At 33.7% G+C, this 13,965-nt stretch carries 12 protein-coding genes; 2 read left to right on the forward strand and 10 right to left on the reverse strand.

Annotation, left to right across the window (positions count from 1 at the left end; translation table 11 throughout):
- Positions 1-241: 241 nt before the first annotated feature.
- Complete coding sequence (gene pckA / locus ACNRYB_RS06400; protein WP_473729564.1) at positions 242-1,846, forward strand: phosphoenolpyruvate carboxykinase (ATP); 1,605 nt, start codon at positions 242-244, stop codon at positions 1,844-1,846.
- A 244-nt stretch (positions 1,847-2,090) separates the two neighbouring features.
- Here pckA and ACNRYB_RS06405 read toward each other — a convergent pair whose 3' ends face one another.
- Together ACNRYB_RS06405 and ACNRYB_RS06410 are read right to left on the reverse strand one after the other, a co-directional pair.
- Positions 2,091-3,149: a phytase gene (locus ACNRYB_RS06405; RefSeq protein WP_473729565.1), complete on the reverse strand. Its 1,059-nt coding sequence runs from the start codon at positions 3,147-3,149 to the stop codon at positions 2,091-2,093.
- A gap of 75 nt (positions 3,150-3,224) precedes the next feature.
- On the reverse strand, positions 3,225-6,035 hold the full coding sequence (locus tag ACNRYB_RS06410) for a TonB-dependent receptor (protein ID WP_473729566.1): 2,811 nt from the start codon (positions 6,033-6,035) through the stop codon (positions 3,225-3,227).
- Between the two features lie 236 nt (positions 6,036-6,271).
- On the opposite strand from ACNRYB_RS06410, the gene ACNRYB_RS06415 reads away from it, so the two are divergent.
- Positions 6,272-7,372, forward strand: a complete 1,101-nt coding sequence (locus ACNRYB_RS06415) for a DUF4407 domain-containing protein (protein WP_473729567.1) — start codon at positions 6,272-6,274, stop codon at positions 7,370-7,372.
- A gap of 137 nt (positions 7,373-7,509) precedes the next feature.
- Here the strand turns inward: ACNRYB_RS06415 and ACNRYB_RS06420 are convergent, their stop codons facing one another.
- The 8 genes from ACNRYB_RS06420 to ACNRYB_RS06455 form a co-directional block, all read right to left on the reverse strand.
- Positions 7,510-8,211: a PH domain-containing protein gene (locus tag ACNRYB_RS06420; RefSeq protein ID WP_473729568.1), complete on the reverse strand. Its 702-nt coding sequence runs from the start codon at positions 8,209-8,211 to the stop codon at positions 7,510-7,512.
- A 72-nt stretch (positions 8,212-8,283) separates the two neighbouring features.
- Entirely contained in the window at positions 8,284-8,655 is a 372-nt protein-coding gene (locus ACNRYB_RS06425) for an MmcQ/YjbR family DNA-binding protein (protein ID WP_129746072.1), read from the reverse strand.
- A 6-nt stretch (positions 8,656-8,661) separates the two neighbouring features.
- Positions 8,662-9,012: a DUF4260 domain-containing protein gene (locus ACNRYB_RS06430; protein ID WP_473729569.1), complete on the reverse strand. Its 351-nt coding sequence runs from the start codon at positions 9,010-9,012 to the stop codon at positions 8,662-8,664.
- A complete protein-coding gene (locus ACNRYB_RS06435; RefSeq protein WP_473729570.1) occupies positions 9,009-9,410 on the reverse strand; it encodes a GNAT family N-acetyltransferase in 402 nt (133 codons plus the stop codon). The genes ACNRYB_RS06430 and ACNRYB_RS06435 overlap by 4 nt, the downstream gene beginning before the upstream one ends.
- A gap of 172 nt (positions 9,411-9,582) precedes the next feature.
- Positions 9,583-10,350 (reverse strand): cyclase family protein, encoded by a 768-nt coding sequence (locus ACNRYB_RS06440; protein WP_473729571.1) that lies wholly within the window; start codon positions 10,348-10,350, stop codon positions 9,583-9,585.
- 78 nt (positions 10,351-10,428) lie between these two features.
- A complete protein-coding gene (gene hemW / locus ACNRYB_RS06445) occupies positions 10,429-11,574 on the reverse strand; it encodes a radical SAM family heme chaperone HemW (RefSeq protein ID WP_473729572.1) in 1,146 nt (381 codons plus the stop codon).
- A gap of 80 nt (positions 11,575-11,654) precedes the next feature.
- Positions 11,655-12,209, reverse strand: coding sequence for a crossover junction endodeoxyribonuclease RuvC (ruvC, locus tag ACNRYB_RS06450; RefSeq protein ID WP_473729573.1), 555 nt, complete (start codon positions 12,207-12,209; stop codon positions 11,655-11,657).
- 5 nt (positions 12,210-12,214) lie between these two features.
- Positions 12,215-13,921, reverse strand: coding sequence for a WG repeat-containing protein (locus ACNRYB_RS06455; protein ID WP_473729574.1), 1,707 nt, complete (start codon positions 13,919-13,921; stop codon positions 12,215-12,217).
- Between the last annotated feature and the right edge of the window lie 44 nt (positions 13,922-13,965).

Raw genomic sequence — 13,965 nt, forward strand, 5'->3', positions numbered from 1 at the left:
ATAACTTTATTTGTGTGACTTTTTTGTATTTTCTTTTGTCAAACAAAAATAATATAACAAATTCGCGCATAAGGTTGTAAATAAATAAATTAGGAGCCGATTATTTTTTTCTTTTTGTAATTTTAAAAGTGAAATTTTTCTTTTTTGACAGAAATCGAAGTGAAATTTAATTATTTTAAAAGAAATAAAAATTAATCTGTAATTTTGCTTTAACAAAAAATCACACACAACTTAAAAATTTATGGACACTAATACAGTTTTGGCGCAATCGATTTCGTTAAAAGAGTTAGGAATTGAAAATGCAAAAGTTCGTTATCAACTATCTGCAGATGAATTACATGCGATTACTTTGCAGTCAGGTCAAGGTGTTGAGAATTCTACTGGAGCGTTGGCAATTAATACAGGTGAATTTACAGGTCGTTCTCCGCAAGATCGTTTTATCGTAAAAGACGATATTACTAAAGATCAAGTTTGGTGGGGAAATGTAAATATCCCATTTGAGCCCCAAGCTTTTGAAAAGCTTTATAATAAGGTAACAGCATTTTTATCAAACAAAGAAGTTTTTGTTCGTGATTCTTATGTGTGTTCTGATCCAAATTATAGATTGAATGTTCGTGTTGTAACAGAGACAGCTTGGTCAAACTTGTTTTGCTACAATATGTTCTTACGCCCAGAAGCTTCAGAACTGGCTAATTTTACTCCAGAATGGACAGTAGTTTGTGCGCCAAGTTTTATGGCAGATCCTGCTGTAGACGGAACACGCCAGTCTAATTTTGCTATTTTAGATTTTACTAAAAAAATTGCTTTAATTGGCGGGACAGGTTATACAGGAGAAATGAAAAAAGGAATTTTCTCTGCATTAAACTTTATCCTTCCAGTTTTCAAAAATACACTTCCAATGCACTGCAGCGCCAATGTTGGTGAAGCAGGAGACACAGCAATCTTCTTCGGATTGTCTGGTACTGGAAAAACAACTTTATCTGCAGATCCAGAGCGTAAATTAATTGGAGACGATGAGCACGGCTGGACAAATGAAAACACTGTTTTCAATTTTGAAGGCGGATGCTATGCAAAAGTTATTAATTTAACAGAAGAAAATGAACCAGACATTTTTAGAGCAATCAAAAAAGGAGCGCTTTTAGAAAATGTGGTTTTCAAAGCAGGAACAAACGTTGTTGATTTTGATGATGTTTCTATTACTCAAAACACTCGTGTAAGTTACCCAATCACGCATATTGATAATGTACAGCCAGGTTTGGTTGGACACAATCCTAAAAATATATTTTTCTTAACTGCGGATTCTTTCGGAATCTTGCCTCCAATCTCAAGATTGACTCCAGGTCAGGCGGCTTACCACTTTATTTCTGGATATACAGCAAAAGTTGCTGGAACAGAAGCTGGTGTAACAGAGCCTCAGCCGAATTTCTCTGCTTGTTTTGGAGCGCCATTTATGCCTTTGCATCCAACGCGTTATGCTGAAATGTTGAGCAAAAAAATGAAAGATGCAGGAGTAAAAGTTTGGTTAATTAACACTGGATGGACTGGCGGAGCTTACGGAACAGGAAGCCGTATGAAGCTGAAATATACTCGTGCTATGATTACTGCCGCATTAAAAGGAGAATTGAATGATGTAGCGTTTAAAAATCATGAAGTATTTGGAATTGAAATTCCTCAAGATTGTCCAAATGTTCCAGTGGAAATTTTAAATCCTAGAAACACTTGGGAAGACAAAGATTTATACGATAAAAAAGCGTTAGAATTGGCTCATAAATTCAAAGCTAATTTTGCGAAATTTGAAGAGTTTGCAAATGCTGAAATCTTAGCAGGTGCACCGATTACAGAATAAAAGGAATTATTTAATTCAAAATAAAAAAGCTGTTCAGAAATGAACAGCTTTTTTTGTTTTTTGTGTCTGTCTGATACTGTTTGCTTGTCTCCCTGAGCGAAGTCGAAGGGCGTTCCAATTGGAAACTGGGCTTCGACTTCGCTCAGCCTGACAATGAGTACTTTTTAAGACATTGAAACGCAGTTTTCAGCACAGTTTAAAGGAAAGTACTGAAAAACTGCAATTTCAAATCAACACTGAATCTTTATTTCTTCTTTTCGTCTATACGTTTCTGGATTAAATCCCAAGCATAATAATGGAAAGTCATTCCGTTGCTCATTGCTACAAAAAGTCCATTTTTATATTTTGGACCTAGATTTACGCTTGTAACATCTGCACCATCACATTCAATTGTAGAAGTTGGCACTTCAGCCAACAAAGGATGATTGTTTGCATTTCCGTTTGCACCTTCTCTAGGGTAAACCATAAAAGAATTTGCCTGCTGGTTAGATACTAAAATATATCCTGTAGAATCTGTTTTTTTGTAAATAGCAATTCCTTCATGATCTGCTTTGAAATCTTTCTGACCAAAGAATGCTAATTCTTTATTATCGTTTAAAGCCGGATCTGCTTTGTATTTTCTAATTCCAGCCTGTTCGTCGCAGTAGTATACAAAACCTAATTCGTTATCGACAGCTATGGCCTCAATTTCTTTCTTTCCACTGTAAGTTCCGAATTTACGAACCACTTTTGCGGCAGCAAATTTTCCGTTTCCAGAAAGTTCATATTGCCATAAATAACTTCCAGATGGGCCAGTTTTTCTTCCCACAATAGCAAAAATCTTTCCGTCAGTTTTACGAGTATATAAAGCAACTCCCATTGGATCGCGCTCTGCTTCTCCTTCAAAAACTGGAATTCCGCCATTGTCAATTGGCTCTAAATCAGGTAAACTGAAAATTCTGATTTTGTTTTCTTCGCGTTCTGTCGTAACGGCTACATCAACTTTTTTTCCGTCAATAATCAATCCGTAAGCGATATCAACATTGTTTGGACGTTTTAACGGAATTGATTTTTTAAGGATTTTTCCATTCAAATCAAAAGCATATAAACCTCCGTCTGTGTCTTTATCTGTTCCGATAATAATGCTTTTTGAAGCATCAGTTGGATTAATCCAGATTGAAGGATCGTCTGTATCGTGAGGCAAAGCTTCTGTAACCGCTGTCGGTTTTACGGCATTTGGTTGAATTGGCGCTAATTTATCGTCTTTACAAGCTGTAAATGATAAGCTTAAAAGTAAAAAAGCAACTAAAGATGTATTTTTCATTTGTATTATATATTTTAATGCAATTAGACAGAGCGCTAAACTCTGTCTAATTTAAGAATTTTAAAAAAGTGCAGATTACAAGTCTAGTTTCAATCCGAAATTGTAACGCGGCTGATAATATTCAGCTTGTTTTGTATGTGCAGCAACTCCTTGGTAGTAACGTAACGGCTGATTTGTTAGGTTATTTGCTTCTGCAAAAAAGCGAAGTTTTGGAGTGATTTTATAAGAAGCATTGGCATCTAAGAAAAACTGCTTGTCATAGTAACTGTCTTTGTAAGATTCAGAACCTAATTCATCTAAATAATCAGATGTAAAATTGGTTGAGATTCTTGCAGAAAAACGCTTGTTTTCCCAAGATAAAGATCCGTTAAACATGTGAGGCGTTGTTCCTGGAAGACTAATGTCGTTTCTTTCGTTTCCGTCTTCGTCAGCAATTCCGCTTGCTTTAGATTTCGTGTACGTATAGTTTAAATAGATACCAAATCCTTTCAAGAATTTACCAGGAAGGAAATCCAACTGACGCTGAAAAGCAACTTCAAACCCGTAAACATCTACATTTTCGCCATTTCTTGACTGTAAAAATGACCAGTTTTCTCCCGCTGGAATTGGGTTTGCCTGATTTGGGAAATCTGCAGCAAATTTTTCAGCAGTATATTGGTTGTCGCTGTAGTTGTAAATAAAATCGTTTAATCTTTTGTAGAAAACACCTCCAGAAATCAAACCAACCGATTTGAAATAGTTCTCTGCCATGAAATCATAATTGTATGAATAAGTAGCGTTAAGATCTGGATTTCCGGCCGTGATTTCTTTGTCGGCAGCGATGTTGTTTACATAAGGAGCTAATGCGTAATAGTTTGGCCTTGCTAAAGCTGTTGTAACGGCTGCTCTTAAAACTAGATCTTTTGTTGCATTGTATTGCAATGAAATACTTGGCAATAAATTAGTGTAAGAGTTGGTGTTGTTTATTTTGCTCTCTAATTCTTCCTCGTCCAAAACACGGTTTCCAGTATAATCAATATGAGTGTTTTCTAAACGGAAACCTAAAACCATAGAAAGTTTATCGTTAAAGTCTTGATCCCATCTTACGTAAGCAGCTGTAATTCTTTCTTTAGCGTTATAATTTACCGCTAAATATTCTGCTGGATCAGCTTCTTTTTCAAATAAAGTTGCATTGTTTAAGTCTAAACTTCCTAAGAAAGAAGCTGAAGCAAAAGTTCCCGGTACATATTTACTTCCTGGATTAAAATCTTTTCCGTCAAAATAAGAGGTTGGAACTTGAGATAATAACTCGATATCATCATTAAGCGGAGTATAAGAATAGAAATTATTGTTTCTTTCTTTTTCTTTCAAACGAAGTCTAAGCCCCGTTCTTAATCTTCCTTTTTCACCTGCAATAACAGAGAATGGGAAACGGATATTTACTTTTGCGCCAAATTCGCTTTCGCTTGTTTCATCTGTGTTTTCGGTAACAGAATTAAATTTAAATTTATCAACAGATTCACCAACCGTAGTAATTAGCGGAAATCTAATATCTGATAAATCTTCGAACATTTCTAGACCTTTCTGACGGTATTCGATATAACGTTCACCTGGACGATATTCGCTTGCTTTTGCATAGTTAGCAGACCAGTCCAAATCTAATGTTGAGTTGATTAAATGCTCTCCACGAATAGAATAGTTTTGTACTCTCTGATCTTCTAATCTTCTGTTTTTATTTCTATTGTTGTCTAAACCTCCTTTTGTCTGACGTTTTACGCGACCTTCAAAACCAACAATTTCTTCACCATTGTAAAGCGGTTCGATATCATCGTAAGTAGTTCTAAAACGATTTTCTCTGTCATCTCTCCAGTTATAAATTGCATTCGCAAAAATGGTATTATTGTCGTCGAATTTGTAATCTAAAGCAACAGAAGCACTGCGACGGATACGCTGTACATCGTATTTTCTAATTTCTGATGCTTGTACAAATTCATTTCCAAACTCATCTTTTACCCATTCGTTTTCGATGTTATCAGAACCATAATCTACATTATTATATGATCCACTGAAAACAGCTCCTAATTTATTGTCAAAAAAGCGATTACCATAAACTAAACCAGCAGTATAAGAAGCGTGGTCACGAATTGGCAAATATCCTCCAGCCATTGTTGCAGAAATTCTTTCTCCGTTTGGAGTTGCTCTTGTAATTAAGTTCACAGAACCTCCAATTGCATCAGCATCCATGTCTGAAGTCAATGTTTTGTTTACTTCGATAGTTGAAATCATATCAGACGGAATTAAGTCCATTTGTACGTTTCTGTTGTCTCCTTCAGCAGACGGAATACGGTCACCATTTAAAGTAACAGAGTTCAAAGACGGAGCCAAACCTCTAATAATAATGTTACGAGCTTCACCTTGGTCATTCTGCATGGTGATACCTGGAACACGTTTTAAAGCATCTCCCACGTTAGCATCTGGAAAACGTCCCATTTGATCAGAAGAAATTACGTTTCCGATATTTTTATTGTTTTTCTGTTGGTTCAAGGCTTTTGCCTGACCTTTTAAAATGTCTCCAACAATAACTTCTTTCAGTTCGTTTTCTGAAGCTTTAAGGGCAAAGTCAATAACATTGTTCTTTCCTTGCTCCACTTTTATTTCTTGAGTCAAAGTAGTATATCCAATATATTTTACTTCAACTTTGTAAGTTCCTTCATTAATATTTAATAACTCGAAACGACCGTTATAGTCAGAAACAGTGTATTTTTTCTCGCCTACAATTTGAACCATAGCTCCAGGAAGAGGCAGTTTGTCATCGGCGTCTAATATCTTTCCAGATATAATCGCTTTCTGAGCAAAACCTGTAAAGGCGAATAAAAAGAATGCGGTTAATAGATAAAATTTCTTCATTGTGTGTGTTTAGTTTGATTTCGGTTGCGAAACTAAGACCCGTGTATTACTAAAGCCTTGAAAAAAAATTAACATAGTGTTATGATTCGTCAGTTATTGCTTATAATTATTAATGTTTAACTAACATTAAACTTTCAAACGTTTGATTCACAACTAAAAAGAAATTGATATTTTGATCGTATTTAAAAATTTGGCGTTAAATTTGCCGTATCAATCACAATCAAAAATCATCAATCATGTTAAAACAATTTTTTATCCTATGTTCAGGAGCCGATAGAGACATCCTGAAAGACTGCTCAGAAGGCGAACAAACCAAATATGTTGGTATTGGCGCCACAGTATTCTTTACAGCAGTTATGGCTTTCTTGGCCAGCGCTTATGCACTTTTTACCGTTTTCGATTCTATTTATCCCGCTCTGATTTTTGGATTTGTTTGGAGTTTATTGATTTTTAATTTAGATCGATTTATCGTTTCTACAATTAAAAAAAGAGATCGTTTTCTGGATGAATTCCTTCAGGCAACTCCGCGTATAGCATTGGCTATTATTATTGCAATTGTAATTTCGAAACCTTTAGAAATTAAAATTTTCGAAAAAGAAATCAATACAGTTTTGTTGAAAGAGAAAAACGAAATGGAATTGGCTAACAAGAAACAAATCGGAACTTATTTCAAAACAGATTTAGATAAGAATAAAGCAGAAATCGCGGCATTAAAAGCTGATATTGTAAAGAAAGAGAAAGAAGTAAACGATTTATATTCGGTTTATATCACCGAAGCTGAAGGAACTGCCGGAACGAAGAAATTAGGAAAAGGTCCAGTTTATAAAGAGAAACGTGAAAAACATGATGCGGCTCTTAAAGAATTTGAAATTTTAAAAAAGGCAAACGAAGCTAAAATCGCCGAAAAAGAAAAAGCAGGCGTACAGCTTCAAGCCGATTTAGACAAAAAAGTTTCGCAAACTCAGCCGATCATTGAAGGTTTCGACGGATTAATGGCTCGTATTAATGCCTTGAATAAATTGCCATGGCTGCCATCATTTTTCATTATGCTGTTGTTTTTAGCAATTGAAACATCACCAATTATTGCCAAATTATTAGCTCCAAAAGGAGAATTCGATTTCAAACAAGAAGAAGCTGAAACTGCTATGAAAGCCACTTTGGCTCAAAATAAATATCAAAGAGATTTATTGGTGAAAACAAGCGCCGAAATGCATGATAGAGTATATGCAGATATCGCCGAAGATAAAGGTTTATTTGACCTCCAGCGAAAAAATGCAAAAGAGTTACTGGAGTTACAGTCACATAAATTTGTAGAAAAGCAGAAGGCGACTTTGTAAATGAGTACAAAGTGCAAAGTTTCTAAGTGCAAAGTTTAAATACAAAGCCCGAAATAGAATGTCTATTTCGGGCCTTTTTTATTTTAGACAAAGTCAATAATCTTTGTACTTTGTACTCAGAACTTTGTACTTTTAAACTACATATAACTTAAAATCTCTTTTTTATAAGCATCATATTCTCCTTGCATAATCAAACCATTATCAAGAAGTTTTTTGTAGTTCTGTAATTTATCAAAAAGCTCTTCTTTAGATAAATCGCTTAATTTGCGCTCTCCTGCTGGCTGAGTCGGAAGCGGTTCATAAGTTTCAGTAACAGCTGGAGCTGCAGGTAAAATTTCAGCAAAGCTTGTTACTTCTTCTGTTTCTACTTCTTCAATTTCTTCAGCTTCTTCTTCAAAAACAGGTTCAGCAATTTCTTGAACTGGAGTTGCTGTTTGAACAGGATTTTTTAATAAATCCAATTGTTCTTTAGCGTAAGTATAAATTTTTCTAGCCTGAATTTTCGGAATATAATCAATAGAAACAGCTAAATCTGTTTTAGTGCCAAATGAAAATTCAGAACCTAAAATGTTTTCTTTTACAAAAGTACTCGCAATATCATCCCAAGTATAGTCGGTAAAATCCATAGAAAGACCTAAATTTTTAGGCTTGCAGATAATGATACGTTTGTTAGTTAATACAATGCTGTCTGGAAAAACAGTAATAGCAGGTTTTTTCTGTACTGCAATGTATCCAACTTCTTCGCCTTTCATCAATAAATCGTTAAGTTTCGAAGTGATTTTTTCAATCGCTTTTGGATCTTGTTCTTCGTTCAGAAATTTTTTAAATTGTTCTTTCATGATTCTATAAATTGCTAATTTGCAAACTGATTCGGGTTTTTAAGTTTTGATCTTACCCTGCAAATGTAATGCCTAATTTTCTAATTGAGTAATTTCATTTTGAATTTTCTTCGTCAAACTTTTGAAAACCAATTCATACGAATGGTCGATCAATTCCTTGACAAATTTTACAGGTAAATTTCCGTTCAAGGCTATTGTATTCCAATGCACTTTGCTCATGTGATATCCTGGTTGAATTTCATCATATTCTGCTCTGAGTTCTTGCGCGCGGTCTGGATCACATTTTAAATTGACAGACTGCTCGTTTTTCTCCCATTGAGAAAGAGAAGACAGAGCAAACATTTTTCCGCCTACCTTAAAAACCAATGTGTCTTCATCAAAAGGGAAATGTTCGCTGACTCCTTTCTTCGAAAGACAATATTCGTAAAACGTTTCTAAATTCATAACTGTTTATTTACCAATTTCACCCAAATGTGTATACTTAAAACCTTTTTCGTATTTCAATCCGTAACCAAAAACACGATCCATTGCAGAATGCGAAAATAAAATAATTCCTATTAATTGAATAATTTCAATACTTAAATAACATCCGATTCCATAAATTAAAAGAGCAAGTCCTTTATGATGAAACAAATTATAAGCAAAAGCGCCGATTTTATTTCCGAAAACATATCCAATCATCGATAAATCGGGTGCTAAAATTAAAACCAGAAACCACCACCATTCATAACTTAAGCGGTTGAAAAGAAATATTCCGAGAATAAATAAAGCGACTTCTTCGAGTTTTAAGACTGTTTTCATTTGACTATTTTTTCCATCATCTTTTCAGGATGATTCAGTTTTGTAAATCCGAATTTCTCGTATAAAAAGTGCGCGTCAGTGGTTGCCAGGCGCCAGATTTTAACTTCTTGCAATTGAGGCTCATTCATCATTGCGTCAATTAATATGGAAGAATATCCTTTTCCGCGGTATTTTTCATCAATAAAAACATCCATTAAATAAGCAAAAACAACATAATCAGTAATGACGCGCGCGAAACCAATTTGTTTGTCATCTAAGTAAATTCCGAAACAAACCGAAGCATCAATCGTGCGTTGAACTTCTTCTATAGTTCGCCCCGCTGCCCAATAAATGTCTTTTAAAAAGTTCTGTATAAACGGAACATCGAGTTTTGTTTTATCTGTAGAGATGGCTACCATTATTTTTTGTTTTTTTAGCCACAAATTACACAAATTCTCACAAATTTCTTTTTAATATTTTACTACAGATTAATTGATTTTCACAAATTAAATCATTTTAATACTTTATCCCGATAGCTATCGGGAGTGGCAAAATAATTTGCGAAAATTTGTAAAATTTGTGGTTGTTTTTTTAAATTTTATATAAAATTGGTTTTGATGGACTCGCATCATTTTCAAACGAAGCGATTTGAAGATTTAGTATGTAATCTCCATCTTCAATTTCGTCTGAAACGTAAATCATTTCTGTAATTGTGGCATTAAATCTTGCGTCAGAATTTAGATTATGCGTGTCCTTAACATTCCAAAAAGCTTTATGAGCCAATAATTTTCCTTCGTCATGTTCTTTATCAACACTTGGAAGATCAATCAGTAAATGCTGAATTTCGCTTTCGCGGATGAAAATCGCGGCATCTTCAGACAAATACGGCGGATTGGTATTCGAATATTTACGAGACTTTTTTTCTTTTTGATTTGGAAGCGTTCTAATGATTAAAGCTTCATTTGTCACATTGAGCGAAGTCGAAATGCTAAAGGCTTTTTGAATTTGTTCTTTTGTAATTACAAAATCATCTCCAATTTTTTCAGGTTCAACCGTAATCAATTTAGCAAAAAAGAAAAACTGCTTCAACGATTGGTTGATGCTGTAAAAATCATTCGTAATATGCCCTAGACATTCCGTATGCGTACCATGTCCATGCGGATTGAAGAAAATATTATTGAAATTCGTAGACGATTTTCCTTCTGAAACTTTACCGATCCAATCGCCAAAAACGACAGGTTCAATTGACGGTTTTTCGATGTACCATGCAATTGGGTTTTCGTCAGTATTGGTTAATGGAATGGAGATATCAATAGGTTTTGATAAGTCGATTTCGAAGTTGTTGATTTTTGCTAACACAAATTTGGTTTTTATGCCGCAAAGACGCTAAGTCACAAAGTTTAATAATTTGAGCCTTTGTGCCTTCGTGGCTAATTTTTATTCATCCAAATTTAGATAAAATAAATCTGAAGCAATTCCATCCGTTAAAAATTTTCCTTTTGGAGTTGGTTTTAGAATATTATTTTCGATCGAAAGCAAATCGTCGTTTAAGAATTTTTGAGATTGTGCTAATAAGTAGTTTAAATATTCTGATCCAAATTCCTTTTCAATTCGGTCTAAAGAAACGCCCCAAATAGTTCGCAATCCTGTCATAATATATTCATTATAACGATCTGAAATAGTTAAGACTTCTGTTTCAATAGGAAGTTCATCGTTTTGAATTGCTTTTAAATACAATGAATTATTTGCAATATTCCAGCCTCTTTTTTCGCCGTCGTAACTATGTGCAGAAGGTCCGATTCCGATATATTTTTTGCCGAGCCAATAAGCTGAATTGTTTTTAGAGAAATAGTTTTCTTTTCCGAAATTCGATAATTCGTAATGAATAAAACCATTTTTTTGAAGCATTTCAACCAAAATCATAAAATGGTTGGATGCGACTTCGTCTTGAGGTTCAGCAACTTTTCCGGTTTGAATTAATTTGCTTAAAGCTGTTTTCGGTTCAACCGTTAAAGCATAACTCGAAATATGCGGAATACCAAAATCTAAAGCGGTTTGGATATTCTGTCTCCACATTTCGTCACTCATTCCAGGAATTCCATATATCAAATCGAGTGAAATATTATCGAAATATTTGGTTGCTTCTTCAAGACATTTTTTTGCTTCCTCCGAATTATGAGCACGATTCATCATTTTCAAATCTTCTTCATAAAAAGACTGAATTCCAATGCTTAAACGGTTTATAGGACTTTTGGATAATTCAAAAATTCGTTCCGCAGACAAATCATCTGGATTGGCTTCAAGCGTAATTTCGGGATTTTCGACAACTTTATAATTTTTGTAAACTTCAGAAATTAAAAAGTTGATTTCATCATTCGATAAAACAGAAGGAGTTCCACCACCAAAGTATATCGTTTCAATGATATTGTCACCCTGAGCGGAGTCGAAGGGTTTGCGCACAGCAATTTCTTTAGCCAAGGCCAAAACCATTTCATCCTTCTTCTTCATCGAAGTAGAAAAATGAAAGTCGCAATAATGGCAAGCCTGTTTGCAAAAAGGAATGTGAATATAAATGCCGCTCATTTTTTAATTAGATAATTAGATAATGTGTCAATTAGATAATTTATTCGTTCTCTAAAGAATTATCAAATTGTCACATTGACTCATTTCTTAACTCGATCTTCATTTTGTTTCACAAAAGCGTCCCAACCCGAATAACTCTTTCCAGAAACAACTTTTCCTGAATTGAAGTGATGACAAACCGCAGCCGCCAAACCGTCTGTAGAGTCAAGGTTTTTTGGTAATTCTTTTAAGCCTAAAAGCTGTTGGAGCATTTTGGCAACTTGTTCTTTGCTCGCATTTCCGTTTCCTGTAATGGCCATTTTTATCTTTTTAGGCTCATATTCTGTAATCGGAATACCTCTTGAAAGTCCCGCAGCCATAGCAACGCCTTGCGCGCGTCCCAATTTTAACATCGATTGCACGTTTTTTCCAAAGAAAGGCGCTTCAATTGCAATTTCGTCCGGACAATGTGTTTCGATTAATTCGATAGTTCGCTCAAAAATGATTCTTAGTTTTTGGTAGTGATTATCGTATTTGGAAAGTTGCAATTCGTTTAACTGCAGAAATTCCATTTTTTTATTGATTACTTTAATCAATCCAAAACCCATAATTGTGGTTCCAGGGTCAATACCTAATATGATGCGTTCTTGTGTCAATTTTTTTAATTGTAATAATAAGAGAATTTATTTTCTACTTCATTTTTGGAAATATCCGATTTAATTACTTCATTTTTATCATTTATGATTGAATATTTTCCATTCTTCAAAACATAAAATTCAGTTTCTTTTTTCTTTGAAAAGAGACTCGGCTCCAAATAAATTTTTTCGTACGCAAAAGGAATTACCTGTTTGTTTTGAATCGTAACAACACCGTATTTACCATTTTTAGATAGAATAATTATTTTATCACTATCATAAAAAAGACTGTCATAGATTACTGGAATAACGGTTTTTCCTTCTCTAGTAATTAAACCATGTTTGTTATTTTTTGTTACGAAATGATAATTTTCACCAGGACCATATTCAACCCAATTGGACATTTCACTATATGCAAAGGGGATAATTATTCTTCCTGCTCTGTCTATAACGCCAAATTTATTGTTTTGTTTAGCAATAAATCTATTTTTTGTATCGTAAAAGCAAGGAGATAAATTCTGAAAATCAAAATTAAAAATTGGTTTTAGATTTTTGTCAATCACTCCATATTTGTTGTTTCTTTTTATAACATAATAATCTAAATCTCTTCTGTCGACTGAATAGATTGATTCATTTTCAATTGGGTAAGTTGTTTTGTTATCAGAATCGATTAATCCAAATTTTCCTTTATACTTTACAATTGTATTGTAATTGCTTCCAAAATCTTGAAATTCATCATAAATAACGGGAATTATCAATTTTCCTTTTGTATCAACCGCACCATATTTTCCATTCAAATCCTGAACGTGATAGATTTTTTCAATTTTTTTATTTAAACGACAGTAATCAAAAGAGAAGTCTTTTATCTTGTCGTAAATTTTCTTCCCATGTTCATCGAGTAAAACTAGATTATTGCCTTTTTTAGCAACAAAAATTTCAGATTCATGATAGGATTCTTCAGGATGTTTTATGGTATCATATTCTAATTTTACTCGCTCTTTTCCAAATTCATCAATGATTCCGTATTTATGATTTTTAGAAACAATGGCAATTCTGTTAGTATTGAATCTTTCCCCATTGTTATATTTTCCGAAAGGAATCACTTCTTTTAAATTTTTGTCCAAATAAGCAATTTGTTTGTTTTTTCGAACTAAAATTAATCCATTCTTCCAAAAGGTACTTTCGCTTTCTCCGTTAATATTAATATTAGTTAAAGCAATTTCATCATAAATAAAATCAGATTTTTGCTTTCCAAAGGAATCAAAAAAAGCCCATTTTCCTTTTCTATTCAAAGAAATTAAACTGTCTGCTGTACCTTCGTTTGCGTTTTGATAAATGATAGGAATTATTTCTTTTCCTTGTTTATTTATAAAGCCATAAAGTTTATTTTTCTCTACCAGAGCTAATCCTGTTTTTTGAAAATAGGTTTCATCTTCAAATTGAATGGGAATTACAATTTTTCCGTTTCGATCAACAAAACCATATTTATTGTCCTTTTTTACACAAGCTAAATCTTGACTAAACAGATTAATATCATCATAATCAAAAGGAACAATTATATTTTCATGAATGTCAATGTAACCATGTTTGTTCTTTAATTCGGCTAATATCATTCCTTTCTCATCCAATGGATTGAGAAATTTATATTTTCCTAAAGGAATAATAATATTTCCTTTTTCATCATTATATCCCCAAGAACCTTTGCCCATGATTCTAACATATTGTTTTGGCATATTATTATCAATTTGGCTACATGAGATCAGTAGCACTAATAAAA

Source organism: Flavobacterium sp. CR10 (genome assembly GCF_055814415.1).

Bases quoted from the DNA above. Each gene is read 5' to 3' on its own strand.
- ACNRYB_RS06410 (WP_473729566.1), bottom strand. From the start codon at position 6,035: ATGAAGAAATTTTATCTATTAACCGCATTCTTTTTATTCGCCTTTACA.
- pckA (WP_473729564.1), top strand. From the start codon at position 242: ATGGACACTAATACAGTTTTGGCGCAATCGATTTCGTTAAAAGAGTTA.
- ACNRYB_RS06435 (WP_473729570.1), bottom strand. From the start codon at position 9,410: ATGGTAGCCATCTCTACAGATAAAACAAAACTCGATGTTCCGTTTATA.
- ACNRYB_RS06405 (WP_473729565.1), bottom strand. From the start codon at position 3,149: ATGAAAAATACATCTTTAGTTGCTTTTTTACTTTTAAGCTTATCATTT.
- ACNRYB_RS06430 (WP_473729569.1), bottom strand. From the start codon at position 9,012: ATGAAAACAGTCTTAAAACTCGAAGAAGTCGCTTTATTTATTCTCGGA.
- ACNRYB_RS06415 (WP_473729567.1), top strand. From the start codon at position 6,272: ATGTTAAAACAATTTTTTATCCTATGTTCAGGAGCCGATAGAGACATC.
- ACNRYB_RS06420 (WP_473729568.1), bottom strand. From the start codon at position 8,211: ATGAAAGAACAATTTAAAAAATTTCTGAACGAAGAACAAGATCCAAAA.
- ACNRYB_RS06455 (WP_473729574.1), bottom strand. From the start codon at position 13,921: ATGCCAAAACAATATGTTAGAATCATGGGCAAAGGTTCTTGGGGATAT.
- hemW (WP_473729572.1), bottom strand. From the start codon at position 11,574: ATGAGCGGCATTTATATTCACATTCCTTTTTGCAAACAGGCTTGCCAT.
- ACNRYB_RS06425 (WP_129746072.1), bottom strand. From the start codon at position 8,655: ATGAATTTAGAAACGTTTTACGAATATTGTCTTTCGAAGAAAGGAGTC.